We start from the raw sequence: 21,262 nt of genomic DNA, 5'->3' as shown, positions 1-21,262 counted from the left end.
GCTCCCTGGTGCGGCGTGACGATCGTACCGGCGGCCTCGGCGCCGGGGCGGGACGCTAGCGTGGCGGCGTGGACGACGCGCGCACGACCGACCCCCGACCCGGCACCTCCGTCCCGGACGCCCGCGGCCGCACCGGCCTCGACGCCGTCGGACGTGGTCTCGACCGCAACCCGGACGTGGTCGTCCGCGACGTCGAGGTCGTGTCCGACGGCTGGCACGTGCTCCGCCGCACCACGCTCGACGTCCGGCGCCGTGACGGTCGCTGGGACCGGCAGCAGCGCGAGACGTACGACAGGGGCAACGGTGCCGCCGTGCTGCCGCACGACCCCGAGCGCGACACCGTGCTGCTCACCCGCCAGTTCCGCTGGCCCGCGTACGTCAACGGGCACCCGGACGGGATGCTCGTCGAGGCGGCGGCGGGGCTCCTCGACGAGGACGACCCGGAGACGGCCGTGCGACGCGAGGCGACGGAGGAACTCGGGATCCGGCTCGGCGTCCTCACGAAGGCCTTCGACGCGTTCATGAGTCCGGGGTCCGTGACCGAGCGCGTGCACGGGTACGTCGGCGCCTACTCACCCGCCGACCTCGTCGACGCGGGCGGTGGGCTGGAGGACGAGGGCGAGGACATCGAGGTGCTCGAGGTCCCGCTGGACGAGGCGCTGGCGATGGTCGCGGACGGTCGGATCGCCGACGGGAAGACGATCATGCTCCTGCAGTGGGTGGCGCTGCGGCGCTGAGGGCTGCGTCGTCGAGCCCGACGGCGCGGGCGATGGTCGTACGGACGAGGCCCTCGCGCGCGGGTCGGTCGAGGTAGTCCACGAGGGCGTACCCGTTCGTGGCGTCCACGAGCGCGAACAGCAGGCGTCCGACCGCGTCCGGGTCGTCCGTGCGCATGACCCCGGCGCGCACGCCGTCGCGGACCACGCCGGTGGCGAGGGCCTGCCAGTCGTCCATGACCTCGCGGGCGGCGGTCGCGAGCGCCGCGTTCGTCCGGCCGAGGCTCCACGCGTCGGCCCACAGCGCGGCGACGTCGTCGCGGGCCGGGTCGGCGATGCACGCGAGCAGGGTCGCCAGTCGTCCGACCGGGTCGGCTCCCTCGTGCACGATCCGGGCGACCTCGGCCACCTCGGTGCTCGCGACGGTGCGGAAGGTGTCGCCGACGAGGTCCTCCATCGCCGGGCGGTAGTGCGCCACGAGGGACGGCGCCACACCGATGGCCGCGGCGACCCCGCGCAGGGTCACGGCGGCGAGGCCCTCGGCACGGGCGACGGCGACGGCTGCCTCGGCGATCTGGGCGTCCCGCTCGGCCGGGCTCAGGCGCCGGCGGGTCGGTGTGGTCGGCACGTCGCCAGCCTAGGCGCGGCTCACGCGCCCTCGACGACGAACGCCGCCCAGAGGTCGGCGCGGGTCGCGAACACCGACAGGTCCCGGTCGAGGAGCCGTCCGGCGTGCTCGACCCGGGCGCGTGCGGTGTGCCGGTGGATGCCGAGGGCCTGTGCGGTGCGGTCGTACTCGCAGTTCTGCTCGAGCCAGGCCCGCACGGTGCGGGTGAGCTCGGTCCCGGCCGTCCGGTCGTGGTCGACGAGCGGTGCGAGGAACGCGCGGGCCACGGCACCGGCGTCGACGTCCACGTGGGCGAGGTGGGCGAGCACCCCCTCGCGGGCGAGGTCGCCGAACTCGGTGGTGCCCGGGCGTCCCTGACGGCGTCGGTCGAGCGCCTGCACGGCCTCGGTCCGGGCGCGGCCGAAGTACCGGTAGGAGGCGCCGTCCGAGAGCCCGGCGTGCAGGTCGAAGCGGTCCACGAGCTCCTCGACGATCCCGGTGTCCTCGGCGCCGACGCACAGGAAGAGCTCGTCGTCCGTCGCGAAGAAGAGCTGCCCGGGGCGGTCCTGCACCCAGAGCTCGAGCAGGTCCACCACGGTGTCGAGGTCCTGGTCGGGGACGTCCACGGCGGCGATCCGGACGGGCTCCGGGGGCAACGGTCCCCACACCTCGCGCGAGGTCGAGTCCACCACGGCGGGGTCGCCCACCGACAGCATCGTCAGGAGTCCGGTGCGGAGGAGCCCTCGCGCACGGGCGAGCTCGCGGTTCTGCTGCAGTGCGAGACCGGCCAGCGCGATCACCGCGGTCACGACCTCGCGGCCGGCCCGGTCGAGCGTCCCGCCGTTCGCGATCGCGAGGACGCCGCTGAGGTGTCCGCCGCTGCCGAGCGTCTGCAGCGTGAACCCGGTGCGGTGCTCGGTCGTCACCGGCAGGCTCGCACGCGCACCGGCACGGAGCAGCCGGAGCGATTCGGCCCGGAGCACCTCGAGGTCCTCGGTCGTGACGCCCGCTGCCGGGTGTCCACGGTCGAGCCGCCCGGAGAGGTCGAACAGTCCGACCCACCCGTCGAGCTGCCGGGACAGCTCGGCGATGGTCGCCCCGAGGCCGTCCGGACGCATGGCGGCGAGCGAGATGGCGCGCTGCGCGGCGAGGGCCCAGGCGTTCCGGGCGTTGGCGTCACGGGCGACGGCGTCCGCGTTCGCCTGCGCGACGGCGATGAACGAGGTCGCGTACGGCACCTCGAAGAGCGCGAGCCCCTGCTCGGTGCAGGCGTCGACCAGCTGGGGCGGGGTGCCGGTGCGCACGACCTCGTCGCCGAACCCGAGCGCGACCACGCCCCGGCGCACCAGTCGGGCGACGTAGGCGTCGGCGACCTCAGCCGTGACCTCCGTGTCCACGCCGAACTGGGTGCCCGTGGTGAGCAGTCCCTGCCCGTCCGCGAGGAACGGCGTCGGGTCCTCGAGGTCCGAGCTGTGCAGCCAGGACAGTGGCGCGTCGAGGGCCGCGTCGGTCGCCGTGAGGAGCCGGAGCCGCAGGTCGGCGCGGTGCAGCAGGGAGCGCAGGGTCGCGGGCATGGGTGCACCCTATCCCTCGCGGCGATCGAGGTGGCCGTCGGTGTACACGATGGATAGCCCCGCCGTGGGCGGGTGGCTCCTACGATCGCCGCATGTCCTCCACCGCTGCACCCTCGACCAGCGCCGCCACGGGTGGCCCCTCGCTGCCGCAGGAACGGCGGCTCGTCACCGAGGTGCCGGGTCCCCGCTCCCGAGCGCTCCTCGAACGGAAGGCCGCCGCCGTCGCCTCCGGTGTCGGGGTCGCGGTGCCGATCGCGGTCGTCGCGGCCGGTGGCGGCGTGGTCGTCGACGCGGACGGCAACTCGCTCGTGGACCTCGGCTCCGGGATCGCCGTGACGAGCGTCGGCAACGCGCACCCCGGCGTCGTCGCCGCCGTGCAGGAGCAGGTCCAGGCGTTCACCCACACGTGCTTCACCATCGCCGCCTACGACGGGTACGTCGAGGTCGCCGAGGCGCTCAACCGGCTCACCCCCGGTGACCACGCCAAGAAGACCGCCCTGTTCAACTCCGGCGCCGAGGCGGTCGAGAACGCGGTGAAGATCGCTCGCAAGCACACCGGCAGGCAGGCGATCGTGGTGTTCGACCACGCCTACCACGGCCGGACGAACCTGACGATGGCGCTCACCGCGAAGAACCAGCCCTACAAGAACGGCTTCGGTCCGTTCGCCCCCGAGGTCTACCGCGTCCCGATGTCGTACCCGTTCCGCGACGGCGGGCTGTCCGGCGTCGAGGCCGCGAAGCGCGCGATCACGCAGATCGAGAAGCAGGTCGGCGCCGAGAACACCGCCGCGGTGCTCGTCGAGCCGATCCAGGGCGAGGGCGGCTTCGTCGTGCCGGCCCCCGGCTTCCTCGCCGCGCTGTCGGAGTGGACCACCGCGAACGGCGTCGTGTTCATCGCCGACGAGGTGCAGACCGGCTTCGCCCGCACCGGCGCGATGTTCGCGAGCGAGCACGAGGGCATCGTCCCCGACGTCGTGACGACCGCGAAGGGCATGGCCGGCGGGATGCCGCTGTCCGCCGTCACCGGCCGTGCGGAGATCATGGACTCCGCCCACGTCGGCGGGCTCGGCGGCACCTACGGCGGCAACCCGGTCGCGTGCGCCGCAGCGCTCGCCGCGATCCACGCCTTCGAGCACGACGGGCTGGTCGAGCGCGCGGCGGCGATCGGCGACGTGCTGCTCGGACGGCTCCGCGCCGCACAGTCGACCGACCCCCGCATCGGCGACGTCCGTGGCCGCGGTGCCATGGTCGCGATCGAGCTCGTCGACCCGGCCACCGGCGAACCCGACGCCGCGCTCACCGGCCGTGTGGTCAAGTACGCGTACGAGCACGGCGTGATCGTGCTCACCGCGGGGACGTACGGCAACGTCCTCCGCTTCCTCCCCCCGCTCGCGATCGACGACGCCCTCCTCGGCGAAGGCCTGGACGTCGTCCTGGAAGGACTCGCCGCAGCATGACCGACACCCAGACCGACCACAGCACCCACACCGACCGCAGCGCGGCCGTCCGCACCGACGCCGAACGCGAGCTCCTCGCGACGGTTCCCACGGGCCTCCTGATCGACGGCACCTGGCGAGCGGCGTCCGACGGTGCGACGTTCCCGGTGGTCGACCCGTCGACCGGCGAGACGCTCCTCGAGATCGCCGATGCAACCCCCGAGGACGGTGTCGCCGCCCTGGACGCCGCCGAAGCGGCCAAGCGCGGCTGGGCGACGACCCCGCCGCGCCAGCGTGCCGAGGTCCTCCGCCGCGCCTTCGACCTGCTCCAGGAACGTCGTGCCGACTTCGCTCTCCTCATGACCCTGGAGATGGGCAAGCCCCTCGCCGAGGCGAACGGCGAGGTCACCTACGGCGGCGAGTTCCTCCGCTGGTTCTCCGAGGAGGCCGTCCGCATCGGCGGCTCCTACGGCACGAACCCCGAGGGCACCGGCCGCGCGATCGTCAGCCACAAGCCGGTCGGTCCGGCGTTCCTCATCACCCCCTGGAACTTCCCGCTCGCGATGGCCACCCGCAAGGTCGCCCCCGCGCTCGCCGCCGGGTGCACGGTCGTCGTGAAGCCCGCCGAGCTCACCCCGCTCACCACCCTGCTGTTCGCCGACCTGCTGCTCGAGGCCGGTGTGCCGGCCGGGGTCGTCAACGTCGTGGCGACCACCCACGCCGGTGCGCTCTCCGAGCCGATCATCGCCGACCCCAGACTCCGGAAGCTGTCCTTCACCGGGTCGACGCCGGTTGGCCGGACCCTCCTCGCGCAGGCGGCGCAGAACGTGCTCCGGACGAGCATGGAACTCGGCGGCAACGCCCCGTTCCTCGTGTTCGCCGACGCGGACCTCGACCTCGCCGTCGACGGTGCGCTCGCCGCGAAGTTCCGGAACACCGGGCAGGCGTGCACCGCGGCCAACCGGTTCCTCGTGCACGAGGACATCGCCGAGGAGTTCGCCCGGCGGCTCACGGCACGCGTCGAGGCCATGGCCGTCGGTCGCGGCACCGAGGAGGGCGTCGCCATCGGACCGCTCATCGACGAGCGCGCCGTCGACAAGGCGCACCGGCTCGTCACCGACGCGCTCGACCGCGGCGCCAGCCTCCGGACCGGTGGCCACCCCGTCGACGGCCCCGGCACGTTCTACGCGCCGACCGTCGTCACCGACGTGCAGCCCGGCAGCGACCTGCTCCACGACGAGATCTTCGGACCCGTCCTCGCGATCCGCACGTTCTCGACCGAGGACGAGGCGATCGACGCGGCGAACGACACCGAGTACGGCCTCGTCGGCTACGCCTTCACCGAGGACCCGGCCCGCGGGCAGCGGCTCATGGAGCAGCTCGAGACGGGCATGCTGGGGCTCAACACCGGCGTCGTCTCGAACGCGTCGGCGCCGTTCGGCGGGGTGAAGCAGTCCGGCCTCGGCCGCGAGGGCGGCGGCGAGGGCATCGCCGAGTACCTCGAGACCATGTACACGCTGACGCCCGACCCGTTCGGGCGCACGAAGGGAGCGCAGCGATGACCATCGAGAAGGACGTCGTCGTCATCGGCGCCGGGGTCACCGGCCTCATCGCCGCGAACCGGCTCGTCGCCGAGGGGAAGACCGTGGCGGTGCTCGAGGCCCGCGACCGCGTCGGCGGCCGCACGTGGACGAACGACATCGAGGGCGTCACCCTCGAGATCGGCGGCCAGTGGGTGTCCCCGGACCAGACCGCGCTCCTCGAGACCCTCGACGAGCTCGGACTCGACACCTACGACCGCTACCGCGAGGGCTCCAGCGTCTACGTCGACGAGCACGGCACCCGCACCGAGTACACCGGCGACATCTTCCCGCTGCCCGAGGCCACCGCCGTCGAGATCGAGCGGCTCGTGGCCGTCGTCGACGGGTACGTCGCGAAGGTCGATCCCGACCGTCCGTGGGAGACCCCGGACGCCGCGGCGCTCGACGAGGTCTCCTTCCGCGAGTGGCTCCGCCGGCTGAGCGACGACCGGGTCGCGACCGAGAACGTCGAGCTGTTCATCGCCGGCGCCATGCTGACGAAGCCCGCGCACACGTTCTCGGCGCTGCAGGCGCTGCTCATGGCGGCCTCCGCGGGGAGCTTCTCGAACCTCGTCGACGCCGACTTCATCCTCGACAAGCGCGTCGTCGGCGGGATGCAGCAGGTCTCCGAGCGGCTCGCCGAGCGGCTCGGCGCCGACGTCCACCTGAACGCCCCGGTCCGCACGCTGCGCTGGGACGACGAGGGGGTCGTCGCGCTCGCCGACGGCGGCATCGAGGTCCGTGCCCGCCAGGCGCTCGTGGCCGTCCCACCGCCCCTGTACTCGCGCATCTCCTACGAGCCGCCGCTGCCCCGACGGCAGCACCAGCTCCACCAGCACCTGTCGATGGGCTTCGTCATCAAGGTGCACGCCGTCTACGACCGGCCGTTCTGGCGGGGCGCCGGGCTGTCCGGGACCGCGTTCAGCCCGTACGAGCTCGTGCACGAGGCGTACGACAACTCCATGCACGGCTCGGAGCAGGGAACGCTCGTCGGGTTCGTCTCCGACCAGCACGCCGACGACGTCTTCGCGCTGTCGACGGCGGACCGCAAGGCCCGGGTGCTCGACTCCCTCGCGCACTACTACGGCGACGAGGCACGTCGTCCGGTCGTCTACTACGAGAGCGACTGGGGCACCGAGGAGTGGACCCGTGGCGCGTACGCGGCGAGCTTCGACCTCGGTGGACTCGTCCGCTACGGCGCCGACCAGCGCGCGGCGGTCGGACCGATCCGCTTCGCGTCGAGCGACCTCGCCGGACACGGGTACCAGCACGTGGACGGGGCGGTGCGGATGGGCCGCGAAGCGGCGGCCGAGATCCTCGCGGCCCTGCCGCAGCCGGCGGTGCAGTAGACCCACGGCGAGACGGACGGGAGGCGCGGTGCCAGCCCGCATCGTCCCTCCCGTCACGGCCGTCGTGCCGCTGGCGCGTCACGACGGAACCGGCGGGTGGGGCCCTCCTCCCGTCCGTCATCGGTGTGGGTCCGCTCGGTACGGTCGTCCCATGGGAGACCAGCACGACGAGGCCGTGGCGATCCGCCCGGCGACCGCCGACGACGCCGAGGGGATCGCGCGCGTGCACACCACGTCGTGGCGCGAGACCTACAGCCGGTTCGTGGACGATCCGGACAGCAGCCCGTGGTTCGACCTGGGACGGCGACTCGAGATGTGGCGCGGGAACCTCGCCCAGGGGGCGTTCGACGCCGTCGTCGCCGAGGACGCCACGGGGATCGTCGGCTTCGCCGCGGTCCAGCCGACGTCGGAACCCGACGCCGTGCGGCCGGAGGAGCTCACCATGCTCTACGTGCTCGAGCGTGCCCACGGGGGCGGAGCCGGTCAGGGCCTCCTCGACGCCGTGCTCGGTGCGCGTCCGGCATCGCTGTGGGTCGCCGAGGACAACCCGCGGGCGCGCGCCTTCTACCGACGGAACGGCTTCGTCGCCGACGGCGCGACGTCGAGCTTCGGCCCGATCGACACGACGGTGCGGCTCGTCCGCTGAGCGCCCCGCCGCTGGACGGACACCGGACGCAGCGCGCGTACGGTCCGGGACATGACGGACACCAGCGGAACCAGCGACCCCACCGATGCCGAGCGGCAGTACACCGAGGACCTGGCGGACGGCTCGCCCTCGGGCGATGCCACGACGGACCCGGAGCAGGACAGCGACCACGACTCCGGCGGCGAGCCCGCAGACCCCGAGTAGCGCGGTCTGGTCCGCGCCCTCGTCAGTCGGCGGCGCGGATGGGTTCGCCGGTGTCAGGATCCCAACCGACGACCCGGGGCTGCGGGACCTTCGGTGCACGGCGTGGTCGCGGCGGGAAGTACCCGCGAGCAGCGGGCAGGTACGGCACGAGCGCGGCGACGGCGCCCAGTGCGCCGTTCACGGTGGCGAGTCCGTACGGCGGCAGGAGCGCGCCGATGGCTCCGACCACACCGAGCACGGCCATCCAGAACCGCGCGCGTCCGGAGCCACGACCGACGCGGAGTGCACCGAACACGAACCAGGCGAGGAGCGCCAGCCCGACGACGAACGGCACCAGGGTCCAGGGGCCACCGGACGACACCGTCCCGGGCAGGTCCACGAGCCGTGCGACCAGGTCGCACGCGAACAGCACGAGCCAGAGCACGACGGCAGCGGTCACGAGGACGGGGCGGGAAGTCGGGGAACCGGTGGTCACGTGGTGATCCTAGAGCTGGAGTTGCGCTGCGCACCACGGAGTGGTTCCGCTGGTCGGGCGGCCGGACCTCAGACTTCGACGAGCCGCTCGGCCGCCGCACGCGCGGCCGCCGCCCAGGGCCTGGACGGGTCGGCCTGCGCGCTCGCCATCGCGCCGTCGTAGAGCAGGCAGAGCTGCAGTGCCGTGCCGTCGGGGTCCGCCGTGCCGGCATCGGTGAGCAGCGACGTGAAGAGGGTCCGGACCCACGCACGGTGCTCGAGTGTCACGTCGTGCGTCGGGTGCCCGGCGCCGTACTCCGCCTCGACGTTGATGAACGGGCAGCCGCGGTACCCCGGCGCTTCGAACCACTCCCCGAGCAGGTCGAACACCGCCAGGACGTGGTCGCGCGGCGTGCTGCCACGCTCGGGGAGCTCGACCGCGACGTGCTCCTGCCACGACCGGCTCCGACCCTGGAGGTAGCCGAGCACGAGGTCGTCCTTCGTCCGGAAGTGCGTGTAGAGGCTCGCCTTCGAGATGTCCGCCTCGGCAGCGACCTGGTCGACCCCGACCGCGTGGATCCCCTGCTCGTAGAAGAGCCGGTCGGCGGTGGCGACCGCACGCTCGTACGCGGGGCGGCGGCGCGTGCGGCCGGTCGTGGTGTCGGACATGGTTTGACTTTACTGCACTGATCTGTACAGTTACCAGCACCGTAACCAAACCGATCTGTTCAGTTAGGACATCGACCATGACCACCACCGCCCTCGTCACCGGATCCACCAGCGGCATCGGCCGCGCCACCGCCGAACGCCTCGCCGCCCAGGGGATGCACGTCGTCGTCTCCGGCCGGAACGCCGAGCGGGGTGACGAGGTCGTGCGGGGGATCCGGGCTGCCGGCGGCGCGGCCGACTTCGTCCGAGCGGACCTGCGCGACGCCACCAGCGCGAAGGAGCTCGCCGAGGCGGCCCTCGCGATCGGTGACGGGCGGGTCGACGTGCTCGTCAACAGCGCGGGCATCTTCCCCTTCGGTGCCACGGCTGACACCACCTCGGACGGTTTCGACGAGGTGTACGACATCAACGTGAAGGCGCCCTACTTCCTGGTCGCCGCCCTGGCGCCGGGGATGGCCGAGCGAGGCGCGGGCGCGATCGTGAACGTCACGACGATGGTCGCGGAGTTCGGTGCGGCGGGCATGGGCCTGTACGGCTCGACGAAGGCCGCGCTCGTCCTGCTGACGAAGTCGTGGGCGGCCGAGTTCGGCCCCGCCGGTGTCCGCGTGAACGCCGTGAGCCCCGGCCCGACCCGGACCGAGGGCACGGCGGCGATGGGGGAGAGCCTCGATCAGCTCGCCGCGGCCGGTCCCGCCGGCCGTCCGGGCACCGCCGGCGAGATCGCCGAGGCGATCGTGTTCCTCGCGACGGATGCAGCGTCCTTCGTGCACGGCGCGGTCCTGCCGGTGGACGGTGGCCGGATCGCGGTCTGACGCGACCCGCTGACGGACGGGAGGCGCGGTTCCAGCTGGTACCGCGCCTCCCGTCCTGCACGCAGCCGCGTCACGGATCGCCCGCGGCCCGCCCGTCGGGGTACGTCGGGACGCCGGGGTCACAGTTGCCGTTCTGTAGAAGGACGACATGACCACTTCCTCCCGCACGCCGCTCGGCGTGACGCTCGTCGACGGCGGCGCGAACGTCGCGCTCTTCTCCAGCAGCGCCGAGCGCGTCGAGTTCTGCCGGTTCGACGAGGACGGCACCGAGCACCGCACCGAACTCCGTCACCGCACGGGCTACACCTTCCACGACGTCGTCCCGGACGTCACCGTCGGCACCCGTTACGGCTTCCGCGTGCACGGTGCCTGGGACCCGGCGAAGGGCCTCCGCCACAACCCGGCGAAGCTCCTGCTCGACCCGTACGCCACCGCCGTCGACGGCACCTACGAGTGGGGCCAGGCGCTCTTCGGTCACGACATGGACGACCCGGAGCGGATCGACGAGACCGACTCGGCCCCCGCGATGCCGAAGTCCGTGGTCGCCGACCGCGACTTCGACTGGGGCGACGACACGCGACCCGGCACGACGCTGGCCGACACGGTCTTCTACGAGGTCCACGTCAAGGGCTTCACGAAGCAGCACCCGGACGTGCCCGAGGAGATCCGCGGCACCTACGCCGGACTCGCGCACCCGGCGGCGATCCAGCACCTGACGGACCTCGGCATCACCGCGGTCGAGCTCCTCCCGACGCACCAGTTCGTGCAGGACTCCACGCTCGAGGACAAGGGCCTGCGGAACTACTGGGGCTACAACAGCATCGGGTTCTTCGCGCCGCACGACGAGTACTCGTCCTCGGGCACCGCGGGGCAGCAGGTCGCCGAGTTCAAGGCGATGGTCAAGGCCCTGCACGCCGCGGGCCTCGAGGTCATCATGGACGTCGTCTACAACCACACCGCCGAGGGCAACCACATGGGCCCGACGCTGTCGTTCAAGGGCATCGACAACGAGTCGTACTACCGGCTGGTCGAGGGTGACGAGGCGAACTACTTCGACACGACCGGCACCGGCAACAGCCTGAACGTGTCGCACCCGGCGGCGCTCGGGCTCATCACCGACTCGCTCCGCTACTGGGTCGAGGAGATGCACGTCGACGGCTTCCGCTTCGACCTCGCCACGACGCTGACCCGCCAGGACGGCGAGGCGGAGAAGCACTCGGCGTTCCTCGACATCATCCACCAGGACCCGGTGCTCCGTGAGGTGAAGATGATCGCCGAGCCGTGGGACACCGCGGGCTACCAGGTCGGTGGCTTCCCGGCCGACTGGTCGGAGTGGAACGGCAAGTACCGCGACGACCTGCGCGCGTTCTGGCGCGGCGACGCGGGCACCCTGGGCGACGCCGTCCAGCGGGTCCTCGGCAGCCCGGACGTCTACGAGGGCTCCCGGCGATCCCCGCTGTGCTCGGTCGACTTCGTGACCGCCCACGACGGTTTCACGCTCGCCGACCTCACGATGTACGCCGAGAAGCACAACGAGGCCAACGGCGAGGACAACAACGACGGGGAGAGCGACAACACGTCGTTCAACGGTGGCGTCGAGGGACCGACCGACGACGGCGTGGTGAACGACTACCGCGACCGGCAGCGTCGGAACTTCCTCGGCACGCTGCTGCTCTCGGCCGGCGTGCCGATGATCCTCGGTGGCGACGAGATCGCCCGGTCGCAGGGCGGCAACAACAACGCCTACTGCCAGGACGACGAGATCTCGTGGTTCGACTGGGCGGCGGCCGACCGGGACCTGCTCGCCTTCTCGACGGCGGCGATCGCGTTCCGACGCGACCACCCGTCGCTCCGTCCCGAGTGGTACCGCACGGCACCGGGTGACTCCGACTCGACGGTCGACGTCCTCCGCGCCGACGCGCGGGGGTTCGAGGACGCCGACTGGGCGGACGGCGGCAACCGCGCGGTCATGCTCGTGCTGCGGCACGGTGAGGACACGGTGGCGGTGTTGCTGAACGCGTCGGAGACCACCGTCGAGTTCACCCTGCCGGAGAAGCCGGGCGGTGGGCGCTGGTCCCTCGGGCTGTCGAGCGACCCGGACCAGGCGGTCGGTGACGACGCCACGACGGTGCTGCTCCGCGACGCGTCGTTCACGGCGTTGGTCTGATCGCTCGCGCGACCATCTGACGGACGGGAGCGCGCCCCGCTCAGCGGCAACGCGAAGCGTTGCGCGGGGCGCGCCGACCGAGCCTGCGAGGGAGGAGTGCCGGCTGGCACCGCGCCTCCCGTCCATCGTCGACTCGAGGCCGGTTTCACTGCTCCGGCAGGTACTCGTGCCGGAAATCGGGCACCACTTCCGCGATGTGGTCGTAGTCGTGGTCCGCAGTCAGCACGATGGCCTCGTTCGCGATCGCGTAGGCGGCGATCAGCACATCCACTGCTCCTGCACCTCGGACGTACCCTCCGTTCCACAGCGCAGCCTGGAGGTCCAGCACGTCGACCTCGCTCGGATGTTCCTCAGCAGGGAAGAACACCTCCATGTCGCGCCGGAACGCTGCATGCTCGTCGGCATCGCGCGCGGAGAAGCAGTACTCGAGCACCTGTGGTGGGCAGGTGAGGATGAGGTCTTGCGTCGACACCACGCGGAGTCGCGCCGCGATGGCCGGTCTGCGTGCGGCCTTCCACCACACAGAGTTGTCGACGATGTAGGCGCTCACGCCTCGTCCGAGGGGACTCCCGGCGCGGCGTAGTGCACGACGGGAGCTTCCGTCTGCTCCTCTGTGAAGGTCCGGCCGATGACCCGCTCGACAGCGGCAGGCTGTCGTCGGACAGCGATGAGCGTCTGGAGTGCGCGGTTCACGACATCGCGGTTCGTGCGCGCACCCGTGAGTTCCTTGGCGGTGTCGAGCACTGCCTGGTCGAGATCGATCGTCGTGACGGTCATCGTGTCCTCCGCTCTTCGTCCCTGGAGATGTGACTATACACCCGCTTATATAAGAGCGGCCACAGCGGACCTGTTTGCCGCCCCCGGCGCTCCCGGGTCGTCGTCAGCCGCCGATGCGGATCAGCTTCTTGTTGACGAACTCGTCGGCCCCGAGCGGGCCGAGCTCGCGACCGAAACCGCTCGCCTTGACCCCGCCGAAGGGGAGCTCCGGGCTGTCCGCGCCGACGATGTTCACGTAGACCATCCCCGCCTCGATGCGATCGGCCACGCGCAGCGCCTGCTGCGCATCGGTGGTGAACAGGTACGAGCCGAGGCCGTACGGGGTGTCGTTCGCGATCGTGATGGCGGCGTCCTCGTCCTCGACCCGGTACACGGCGGCGACGGGGCCGAAGAACTCCTCGCGGTAGGCGTCGTTGTCCGGCGTGACCCCGGTGAGCACGGTGGGGGTGAAGGCGTTGCCCTGTCGCTCACCACCGGTCACGACCGTCGCGCCCTGCTCGCGCGCGCTGTCGAGCTGCGCGGCGAGTCGGTCGGCGGCTGCCGGCGAGGACAGCGGACCGAGCTCGGCGCCGGGCGTGGTCGGGTCGGTGGGGGCGACCGCGGCCATCGCGGCGGTGAACTTCGCCAGGAAGTCGTCGTACAGGTGGTCGGCGACCAGGAAGCGCTTCGCGGCGTTGCAGACCTGACCGTTGCCCTCGAGGCGGGTGGCGACGGCGGACTCGACCACGGCGTCGAGGTCGTCGGTCGAGAGCAGGATGAACGGGTCCGACCCACCGAGCTCCAGCACGACCTTGGTGAGGTTGCGGCCGGCGATCTCGGCGACCGCGGCTCCGGCGCGGGCGGATCCGGTCAGCGAGACGCCCTGCACGCGCGGGTCGGCGATGACGTCGGCGACCTGGTCGTTCGTCGCGAAGACGTTGGTGTACGCGCCGACGGGGAAGCCGGCGTCGTGGAAGATCGCCTCGATCGCCAGGGCGGACTCGGGACACTGCGGGGCGTGCTTCAGCAGCACGGTGTTGCCGATGACGAGGTTCGGGCCGGCGAACCGGGCGATCTGGTACGCGGGGAAGTTCCACGGCATGATGCCGAGCAGGACACCGATCGAGGACTTCCGGATGAACGCGCTGCCCTCGCTGCCGTCCGCCAGCACGATCGGCTGGTCGGCGAGGAACTCCTCGGCGTGGTCGGCGTAGTAGTCGTAGATGTCGGCGCAGAAGTCGACCTCGCCCACGGCCTGGTCGATCGGCTTCGCCATCTCGCGGACGATCGTCGCGGCGAGGTCGTCCCGACGCTCCCGGTACAGCTCGGCGACGCGGTGCAGCAGTGCGGCGCGGTCGGCGACGGTGCTCGTGCGGGACCACCCGGCGTGCGTCTGGTCGGCGGTGTCGACGGCCCGACGGAGTTCGTCGTCGGTGATGGTCGGGAACGTGGCGAGGGTGTCGCCGGTGGCCGGGTCGGTGACCGCGTAGACGGTGGCCGTGTCGTTCATCGTGTCTCCTGTGTGGTTCGGGCCGGGCGGTGGTTCAGACCTGGTCGGTCAGCTGCTTGTTGACGCCGGTGACGGGTTGGTTCTCGTCGAACCCCTTCGGCTGGATCCGGAACCCCTTCGTGATCACCAGCAGGTACACGAAGCCGATCGCGGCCCAGACGCCGCCGGCGATGAGGGCGTCGGCGTGCAGCTGAGACCAGAGAACACCGGTCAGCAGCATCGCGACGCCGGGCAGGACGATGAAGGAGAAGCGGTCGCGGGCGGTGCGACGCCGGCCCTGGCGCCAGGCGAAGTGCACGATCACCGTCAGGTTGACGAAGGTGAAGGCGATGAGCGCACCGAAGTTGATGTAGGCCGAGACGGTGTCGAGCGAGAACGTCATCGCCAGGAGCGTGACCGCCTCGACGATCACGACGTTCGGGATGGGCGTCCGGGTGCGCGGGCTGACGTAGCCGAAGACCTTCTTCGGCAGGACGTTGTTGCGGCCCATCACGAGCAGCATGCGGGCGACGCTCGCGTGGGACGCCAGTCCGGAGGCGAGGGCGGCGACGAACCCGGCGGAGACGAGGACGGCCTGGAACACCTTGCCGCCGACGAGCAGCCCGATCTGGGGCAGCGGGTCGTCGGTGAACTCGCCGAACGGGGCGTTGGTCGGGAAGCGGAGCTGGGCGAAGTACGCCGAGACGAGGAAGATCAGGCCGCCGATGAGGACGGTCAGCAGGATCGCCTTCGGCATGATGCGGATGCTCTTCGCCTCCTCCGTGTACATCGTCACCGCGTCGAAGCCGATGAACGAGAAGCACACGACCGTCGCCCCGGTGAGGAGGGCCGACATCGTCACGCCGTCGTGGACGAACGGCTCGGCGCTGACCACGGTGCCGGCTCCGGCGCCCTCGACGAGTTCGATCACGGCGAAGACGACGAACGCGATCATCGCCAGGATCGCGCCGATGAGCAGCACCATGTTGAGGTTCGAGGTGCCCCGCATCGACAGGCAGATCACCGTCGTCACGAACAGCGTGTAGACGACGACGGTGACCCAGGCGGGCAGCGCGGGGAAGACCTGCTCGAGGTAGAGGCGGATGATCAGCGCGTTGACCATCGGGAGCAGCAGGTAGTCCAGCAGCGACGCCCAGCCGACCATGAAGCCCGCGTTCGGGTGGATCGACTCCCGCACGTAGGTGTACGCCGACCCCGCCGCCGGGTACACGCGGACCATCTTCCCGTAGCTGATCGCCGTCAGCAGCATGATCACGAGCGCGATGAGGTACGCGCTCGGCACGGCACCGTCCGTCTCGCCGGACACGATGCCGAAGGTGTCGAACACCACGGTCGGGGTCATGTACCCGAGCCCGAGGCCGACGATCGCCCACAGCCCGAGACTCCGCTTCAGCGACCCGCCGCGCGCTGGCCGGGGCGGGGCGGAGACGATCGTGGGTGACGCCATGGGGGAGTTCCCTCCTGCTCGCGGCCGGAGCCGCGGGGGCCGGGGTCCGTGCGACGGTGCACGGACCGGGTCGGGTGGACCGGTCCGCTGACGATACCGACGCGGTGCCGTGCGCCGGACCCGCCACCGAGTACACCCGTCACCACGCTGCTGTACGCGGTGTCGCTTGCCGTCGCGGGCGTCGGTTCCCTCGCGGCGCGCACCCTGGGACCGGCCGGGAAGACGCTCAGCCAGCGGCCCGGAACCGCCGGGTCCCTCCCGGCGCGACTCCCTACGATCGGCTCCGCGCGACCGGCACCGGGCCGGACGCGAGCCGGACGAGGACGACCGATGACACCGACACCAGGGACCCGCTCCCGCTCGACGGGACTGCTCGCCGCCGGCCTGGTGGTCGGCCTCGCGCTCGGTGCCGCCGGCGGCTGGGGAGCCGCGCACCGGGCCAGCGCCGCACCCGCCGGGCGAGCCGTGGCGGCGGAGCCGACCCGCGCCTCCACGGCCCACGCGACGAGCGTGCCGACCGTGCGTCCCGCCACGCTCGCACCGACCGCCGCGGCCACCGGCGGGATCCCCGCCGCCGAGGCACCGGGCACCACGCCGCAGCCGTCGAGCCTCGACCTCGCGACGACGTGGACGGCGCCCACCGACCTGCCCGTGACGGGGCGACTGCTCCGCGTGACGATCCCGGCCACGCGGTCGCACTTCGCCGCCCGGCAGGCACTGCTCTACCTGCCGCCGGCCGCACTCACGGCCGACCCACCGGCGCTCCCCGTCGACGTGCTGCTGTCCGGGCAGTCCCGCGGAGCCGGTCCCGACGACGTGCAGACCGGTGGGCAGATCGAGCGGACCATGGACGCCCTCGCCACGCTGGACCGCGGCCTCGCACCCGTCGTCGTCGTCCCCGACCAGCTCGGCCCGCAGTCGGCGAACCCGATGTGCGTCGACGGGAAGCTCGGCAACAGTCGGACCTACCTCACCCAGGACGTGCCGGCGTGGGTGACGAGCCACCTCCGCGTGCAGACCGCCGCGTCGGCGTGGACCATCGGCGGGTTCTCGCAGGGCGGCACCTGCGCGATCCAGCTCGGGGCCGGCGACCCCGCGCGGTTCGGCAACCTCATCGACGTCTCGGGCGAGGACGGGCCGTCGCTCGGCAGTGTGACGAAGACGATCACCGAGGGCTTCGCCGGGAACCGGGCGGCGTGGGCGGCCGCGCAGCCGGCGGCGCTGCTGCGGGCCGGTGCGCCGTTCCGGGACTCGAACGCGTTCTTCGCCGCCGGGGCCCTCGACACCACCTACGGTCCGGTCATGCCGGCGATGGCCGAGCGCGCCCGGGCCGCGGGCATGCACGTCGCCACCTGGGTGGTGCCGGGTGGCCGGCACAGCTGGGTGACGGCACGGGCGGCGCTCGCCGCGGGGCTGGACTGGCTGCAGCCGCGGGTCGGGCTCGGGGCGCCTACGGCCTGACGTCTCCTGCGCCGCGGGCGCTCACCGGATCCGCTTCCTGAGCAGCATGTCCGCCCGCGCTCGTCCCAGGTCGGTCTGCAACGGGTCGAGCGCCTCGGTGAGCGTGTCGAGCACCCCCAGCGCACGTGCTGTCCGCAGAACGACGTGGAACCCGACCGACGGGTCGCCGTGTTCGAGCTTCCTGAGCGTGGCCCGCGTGATGTCGGCGCGATCGGCGACCTGCTCGGCCGTCAGGCCGAGGATCTTCCGCCACCCCGCGAGGTCCGATCCGATCGCTCGCGCGGAACGCGTGATGGCTGCCGGGAAGGGTTGTGCGAGTCGCGGATCCTGCTCACTCATGGTCACTGCAGTACGCATTACGGTGCGTAATGGCTACTGAAGTGATCTTTACTGCATCGCCGGCTGCTGCTGCGTGATGCAGTGCAGCCCGCCGCCCCGGGCGAACACCTCGCGGGCATCGACCGCACGCACCTCGCGCCCCGGGTACACGTCCGCGAGGATCCCCCGCGCCCGGTCGTCCGCCACCGGATCGCCGAACGCGCACGCGATCACGGCACCGTTCACCACGACGTGGTTGACGTAGTTCCAGTCGACCGGGCCGCCCGCGTCGGTGAGCGTGCTCGGCGCCGGTAGTTCGACGATCGTGGCGTCGGTCGCCTCCTCGAGCGCCCGACGGACCATCGGCATCACGAGGTGGTCCGGGTGGCCGGCGTCCGGCTGGGCGTGCAGCAGCACGGTGTCCATCCCTGCGCCAGCGAAGGTCGCCACCATGTCGACGTGCCCGCGGGTGCCGAACCCGTCGTAGTCGCGGGTCAGGCCGCGCGGGAGCCAGACCACCTCGGTCGCACCGATCGTCCGCGCCAGCTCGTGCTCCACCCGCGCGCGGTCGGCGTACGGGTTCCGACGGGGATCGAGCTGGACCGTCTCGGTGACGAGGACCCGCCCCGTACCGTCGACGTGGATCGCCCCGCCCTCGTTGACGAGCAGCGAGGGGATCCGTTCCGCGCCGGCCGCCGCGGCCACCGTGGCAGCGACCTCGGCGTCGCGCGTCCACGTCGACCACGGGTTGGCACCCCACCCGTTGAACACCCAGTCGACGGCGCCGAGCGCACCGGTCACGTCGTCGAGCACGAAGGTCGGGCCGATGTCCCGCATCCAGAAGTCGTCGAGGGGCGTCTCGAGCACGTCGATGCCGCCCGACAGCAGCCGGCGGGCGTCGTCGCGCGCGACCGGGTCGACGACCACGGTGACCGCCTGGTGTTCGGCGATCGCGTTCGCGGTCGCCGCCCAGACGCGACGAGCCGCCTCGGCGCTCGCCGGGTCGTCGCCGAGGGTGAGCCCGGGGCGTGGGAACGCCATCCAGGTGCGGTCCTGCGGCGCGGTCTCGGGAGGCATGGCCCACGTCATGCGCGCACCTCGCGTCCGGCGTCGGTCGCCGCCACCGCGATGGCCGCGTCGACCGCGTCGCGTGCGCCGAAGGCGTGGCGCTCCTCGTCGACGGGGTCGACGAGCGTGCCGTACAGGTCGGGTCGCCGGGTGACGTAGAAGGGGAAGAGCCGGAGCCACTCGGTGCGGGCCTCGAGGTCGAGGTCGGCGACGAGCACGACACTCGCGTCCCGGGGTGCCTCGACGAGCACGCGGCCGAACGGGTCGGAGATGAACGAGGACCCGTAGAAGGTGATGTCGCCCTCGTCGCCCCACCGGTTCGGCACGACCATGAACTGCCCGGCGGTGATCCCGTTCGCCACGATCACCTGTCGCCAGATCGGCGCGGTGTCGAAGTCGGGGAACGTCGGCTCGGAGCCGATGGCGGTCGGGTACGCCAGGACCTCGCTGCCGGCGAGGCCGTACGACCGGGCGACCTCGGGGAACCACTCGTCCCAGCAGGTCGGCAGCCCCACTCGGGCACCGAGTCCGGTCGGTTCGTACACGGGGAAGGCATCGGCGTCGGCGCCCGGGCGGAAGTAGGTGTCCTCGTAGTACCCGGCGCTGATCGGGATGTGGGTCTTGCGCGTCCGACCGACGAGCGTGGCGTCCGGGGCCACGAGGACGGCCGTGTTGTAGCCGCGGGGGTCCTCGGGGTGGTCGTCGGCGTCGGGCCGTTCGTACAGGGACGCGTGCACGAACACCCCGTGCTGCGTCGCCCGGTCCCGGGCGAACGCGACGGTCGGGCCGTCCTCCAGCGACTCGGCCGTGTCCTTCGGTGTCCCGCTGGCCGGGGTGTCGCCCGGGTACCGCGAGAGCGTGAGCTCGGGGAGGAACACCGCGGTGGCGCCGTTCGCGGCCGCGGTGGCGATGCCGTCAGCGAGCTGTGCACGGTGCGCCGTCGGGTCGTCGAGCCAGCGCGACTGGACGAGGGCGACGCGCACCCGGCGTCGGGGGCGGCCCGTGTCCTCGTGCAGGGGAGACGGCTGCGGTGTGCCGGTGATGACGTCCATGTCGCCATTGTTGATCGTGCGATCAACGAGCGCAAGCCCCACGGTGTTCTGTTGGTGCATGAGCGAACCCGTCGTCACGCCGCTCGGCTTCTCGCACGTGCGGCTGACGGTCACCGACATCCGACGCAGCAAGGCGTTCTACGAGCAGTTGTTCGGGATGCCTCCCGGGAGCGACTTCAGCGACCAGATCGACGACCCGACGATCCACGACGATCCGTGGCGGACCTACGGCGGGTGCTCCTTCACGTTCGGCGGGCAGACGCTCGGCCTCCGTCCGGTCGCGCCCGCGGGAGACCGGTTCGACCCCGACCGGGTCGGCCTCGACCACGTGTCGTTCCGGGTCGCCTCGGTCGACGAGCTGCACGCCGCGGTCGGTCGGCTCGACGCGGCCGGGATCCCGCACGGCGAGGTGACCGACCTGCCGCCGTTCGGACTCGTGATCCTGTCCGTGCAGGACCCGGACGACGTCAACCTGGAGTTCGCCGCACCCCGCCCGTGAGCCGGCGTCGCCGGAGAGGCTGTCCGATCGGCGCGCGCGTCCCCCGGGTGTCGAGGTGGCTCCAGAACTCCCGGCGTTGGCTGATCCGGTCAGACAACAGGAGGACACATGAGCAAGACCTGGTTCATCACCGGAGCGTCCAAGGGCTTCGGTCGCGAGTGGACGGAAGCGGCACTCGAGCGCGGGGACTCCGTCGCCGGGACGGCCCGCAACCCCGAGGACGTGCAGGCGCTCGTCGACCAGTACCCGGACACCTTCCTGGCCGTGCAGCTCGACGTGACCGACCGCGAGGCGGACGTCGCGGCGGTCCAGCGTGCCGCCGAGCACTTCGGATCCCTCGACGTCGTCGTCAACAACGCCGGCTACGGCCACTTCGGCATGGTCGAGGAGCTCACCGAGGACGAGGTGCGCGCGCAGCTCGAGACGAACCTGTTCGGCGCGCTCTGGGTCACCCAGGCGGCGCTGCCGATCATGCGCGAGCAGGGTTCCGGGCACATCATCCAGGTGTCGAGCATCGGCGGGATCAGTGCGTTCCCGACGGTCGGTGCGTACCACGCGTCGAAGTGGGCGCTCGAGGGCCTGTCGCAGTCGCTGTCGCAGGAGGTCGCGGGCTTCGGCATCCACGTCACGCTCGTCGAGCCCGGCGGGTTCTCGACGGACTGGTCCGGTCCGTCCTCGAAGCACAGCGAGGAGATCGCCGCCTACGCCGGCGTGCGCGAGGCCGCCTCCAAGCGCCCGTCCGCTGCCGATCCGGGCAAGCCGGAGGCCACCCGGTCGGCGATCCTCAAGGTCGTCGACGCGGACGAGCCGCCGCTGCGGGTCTTCTTCGGGAAGGCGCCGCTCGGCATCGCAGAGCGGGACTACGAGTCGCGTCTGGCGACCTGGCGCGAGTGGCAGCCGGTGGCCGAGGAGGCCCACGGCGCCTGACGGACCGAACG

The 21,262-nt window shown here is 72.0% G+C and carries 22 protein-coding genes; 11 read left to right on the top strand and 11 right to left on the bottom strand.

Features of this window, described 5'->3' with window-relative positions:
• Positions 1-68 precede the first annotated feature (68 nt).
• Positions 69-737, top strand: a complete 669-nt coding sequence (locus tag ACQXVK_RS04320) for an NUDIX domain-containing protein (protein WP_430852843.1) — start codon at positions 69-71, stop codon at positions 735-737.
• Here the strand turns inward: ACQXVK_RS04320 and ACQXVK_RS04315 are convergent.
• Both ACQXVK_RS04315 and ACQXVK_RS04310 read right to left on the bottom strand, forming a co-directional pair.
• Positions 703-1,344 carry a TetR family transcriptional regulator gene (locus ACQXVK_RS04315; RefSeq protein WP_430852842.1) on the bottom strand — a complete coding sequence of 214 codons (642 nt, stop codon included), beginning with the start codon at positions 1,342-1,344 and terminating at the stop codon, positions 703-705. The two genes, ACQXVK_RS04320 and ACQXVK_RS04315, sit on opposite strands and share 35 nt — an antisense overlap.
• A 20-nt stretch (positions 1,345-1,364) precedes the next feature.
• A complete protein-coding gene (locus tag ACQXVK_RS04310; RefSeq protein ID WP_416392944.1) occupies positions 1,365-2,897 on the bottom strand; it encodes a PucR family transcriptional regulator in 1,533 nt (510 codons plus the stop codon).
• Between the two features lie 92 nt (positions 2,898-2,989).
• On the opposite strand from ACQXVK_RS04310, the gene gabT reads away from it, so the two are divergent.
• From gabT to ACQXVK_RS04285, 5 genes are all read left to right on the top strand, one after another.
• Positions 2,990-4,354 (top strand): 4-aminobutyrate--2-oxoglutarate transaminase, encoded by a 1,365-nt coding sequence (gene gabT / locus ACQXVK_RS04305; protein ID WP_430852841.1) that lies wholly within the window; start codon positions 2,990-2,992, stop codon positions 4,352-4,354.
• Positions 4,351-5,895 carry an NAD-dependent succinate-semialdehyde dehydrogenase gene (locus tag ACQXVK_RS04300; RefSeq protein ID WP_430852840.1) on the top strand — a complete coding sequence of 515 codons (1,545 nt, stop codon included), beginning with the start codon at positions 4,351-4,353 and terminating at the stop codon, positions 5,893-5,895. The genes gabT and ACQXVK_RS04300 overlap by 4 nt, the downstream gene beginning before the upstream one ends.
• Positions 5,892-7,262 carry a flavin monoamine oxidase family protein gene (locus tag ACQXVK_RS04295; RefSeq protein WP_430852839.1) on the top strand — a complete coding sequence of 457 codons (1,371 nt, stop codon included), beginning with the start codon at positions 5,892-5,894 and terminating at the stop codon, positions 7,260-7,262. The genes ACQXVK_RS04300 and ACQXVK_RS04295 overlap by 4 nt, the downstream gene beginning before the upstream one ends.
• A 151-nt stretch (positions 7,263-7,413) precedes the next feature.
• A complete protein-coding gene (locus ACQXVK_RS04290) occupies positions 7,414-7,908 on the top strand; it encodes a GNAT family N-acetyltransferase (RefSeq protein WP_430852838.1) in 495 nt (164 codons plus the stop codon).
• Positions 7,909-7,959: 51 nt separating this feature from the next.
• A complete protein-coding gene (locus tag ACQXVK_RS04285; RefSeq protein ID WP_430852837.1) occupies positions 7,960-8,112 on the top strand; it encodes a hypothetical protein in 153 nt (50 codons plus the stop codon).
• Positions 8,113-8,134: 22 nt separating this feature from the next.
• On the opposite strand, the gene ACQXVK_RS04280 is transcribed toward ACQXVK_RS04285, so the two are convergent.
• Positions 8,135-8,587, bottom strand: coding sequence for a hypothetical protein (locus tag ACQXVK_RS04280; protein ID WP_430852836.1), 453 nt, complete (start codon positions 8,585-8,587; stop codon positions 8,135-8,137).
• 68 nt (positions 8,588-8,655) lie between these two features.
• Positions 8,656-9,234 (bottom strand): TetR/AcrR family transcriptional regulator, encoded by a 579-nt coding sequence (locus ACQXVK_RS04275; protein WP_430852835.1) that lies wholly within the window; start codon positions 9,232-9,234, stop codon positions 8,656-8,658.
• Positions 9,235-9,311: 77 nt separating this feature from the next.
• Here ACQXVK_RS04275 and ACQXVK_RS04270 point away from each other — a divergent pair, with 77 nt between their 5' ends.
• Complete coding sequence (locus ACQXVK_RS04270) at positions 9,312-10,046, top strand: SDR family NAD(P)-dependent oxidoreductase (protein WP_402266005.1); 735 nt, start codon at positions 9,312-9,314, stop codon at positions 10,044-10,046.
• A 148-nt stretch (positions 10,047-10,194) separates the two neighbouring features.
• A complete protein-coding gene (glgX, locus tag ACQXVK_RS04265; protein ID WP_430852834.1) occupies positions 10,195-12,213 on the top strand; it encodes a glycogen debranching protein GlgX in 2,019 nt (672 codons plus the stop codon).
• Positions 12,214-12,358: 145 nt separating this feature from the next.
• Here the strand turns inward: glgX and ACQXVK_RS04260 are convergent, their stop codons facing one another.
• The 4 genes from ACQXVK_RS04260 to ACQXVK_RS04245 form a co-directional block, all read right to left on the bottom strand.
• Entirely contained in the window at positions 12,359-12,763 is a 405-nt protein-coding gene (locus ACQXVK_RS04260; RefSeq protein ID WP_430852833.1) for a PIN domain-containing protein, read from the bottom strand.
• On the bottom strand, positions 12,760-12,990 hold the full coding sequence (locus ACQXVK_RS04255) for a type II toxin-antitoxin system VapB family antitoxin (protein ID WP_430852832.1): 231 nt from the start codon (positions 12,988-12,990) through the stop codon (positions 12,760-12,762). Before ACQXVK_RS04255 ends, ACQXVK_RS04260 begins: the two co-directional genes overlap by 4 nt.
• Before the next feature lie 103 nt (positions 12,991-13,093).
• Positions 13,094-14,479, bottom strand: a complete 1,386-nt coding sequence (locus ACQXVK_RS04250; protein ID WP_430852831.1) for an NAD-dependent succinate-semialdehyde dehydrogenase — start codon at positions 14,477-14,479, stop codon at positions 13,094-13,096.
• Between the two features lie 34 nt (positions 14,480-14,513).
• Positions 14,514-15,926 carry an APC family permease gene (locus tag ACQXVK_RS04245; protein ID WP_430852830.1) on the bottom strand — a complete coding sequence of 471 codons (1,413 nt, stop codon included), beginning with the start codon at positions 15,924-15,926 and terminating at the stop codon, positions 14,514-14,516.
• Between the two features lie 330 nt (positions 15,927-16,256).
• Here ACQXVK_RS04245 and ACQXVK_RS04240 point away from each other — a divergent pair, with 330 nt between their 5' ends.
• Positions 16,257-17,387: an alpha/beta hydrolase gene (locus tag ACQXVK_RS04240; RefSeq protein ID WP_430852829.1), complete on the top strand. Its 1,131-nt coding sequence runs from the start codon at positions 16,257-16,259 to the stop codon at positions 17,385-17,387.
• Between the two features lie 21 nt (positions 17,388-17,408).
• Here the strand turns inward: ACQXVK_RS04240 and ACQXVK_RS04235 are convergent, their stop codons facing one another.
• The 3 genes from ACQXVK_RS04235 to ACQXVK_RS04225 are packed head-to-tail and all read right to left on the bottom strand — an operon-like array spanning position 17,409 to position 19,825.
• Entirely contained in the window at positions 17,409-17,726 is a 318-nt protein-coding gene (locus ACQXVK_RS04235; protein ID WP_022908430.1) for a helix-turn-helix domain-containing protein, read from the bottom strand.
• Between the two features lie 48 nt (positions 17,727-17,774).
• Positions 17,775-18,794, bottom strand: coding sequence for an agmatine deiminase family protein (locus ACQXVK_RS04230; protein ID WP_430852828.1), 1,020 nt, complete (start codon positions 18,792-18,794; stop codon positions 17,775-17,777).
• A complete protein-coding gene (locus ACQXVK_RS04225; RefSeq protein ID WP_430852827.1) occupies positions 18,791-19,825 on the bottom strand; it encodes a nitrilase-related carbon-nitrogen hydrolase in 1,035 nt (344 codons plus the stop codon). Before ACQXVK_RS04225 ends, ACQXVK_RS04230 begins: the two co-directional genes overlap by 4 nt.
• 58 nt (positions 19,826-19,883) lie before the next feature.
• On the opposite strand from ACQXVK_RS04225, the gene ACQXVK_RS04220 reads away from it, so the two are divergent.
• Both ACQXVK_RS04220 and ACQXVK_RS04215 read left to right on the top strand, forming a co-directional pair.
• On the top strand, positions 19,884-20,324 hold the full coding sequence (locus ACQXVK_RS04220) for a VOC family protein (protein ID WP_430852826.1): 441 nt from the start codon (positions 19,884-19,886) through the stop codon (positions 20,322-20,324).
• A 108-nt stretch (positions 20,325-20,432) separates the two neighbouring features.
• Complete coding sequence (locus ACQXVK_RS04215) at positions 20,433-21,251, top strand: SDR family oxidoreductase (RefSeq protein ID WP_430852825.1); 819 nt, start codon at positions 20,433-20,435, stop codon at positions 21,249-21,251.
• Positions 21,252-21,262 lie beyond the last annotated feature (11 nt).

Origin of the sequence: Curtobacterium sp. AB451 (assembly GCF_050585845.1) — a bacterium.
Classification (GTDB): domain Bacteria; phylum Actinomycetota; class Actinomycetes; order Actinomycetales; family Microbacteriaceae; genus Curtobacterium.
The sequence above is the reverse complement of the archived record's forward strand: the minus strand, read 5'-3'. Positions and strand labels throughout refer to the sequence as shown.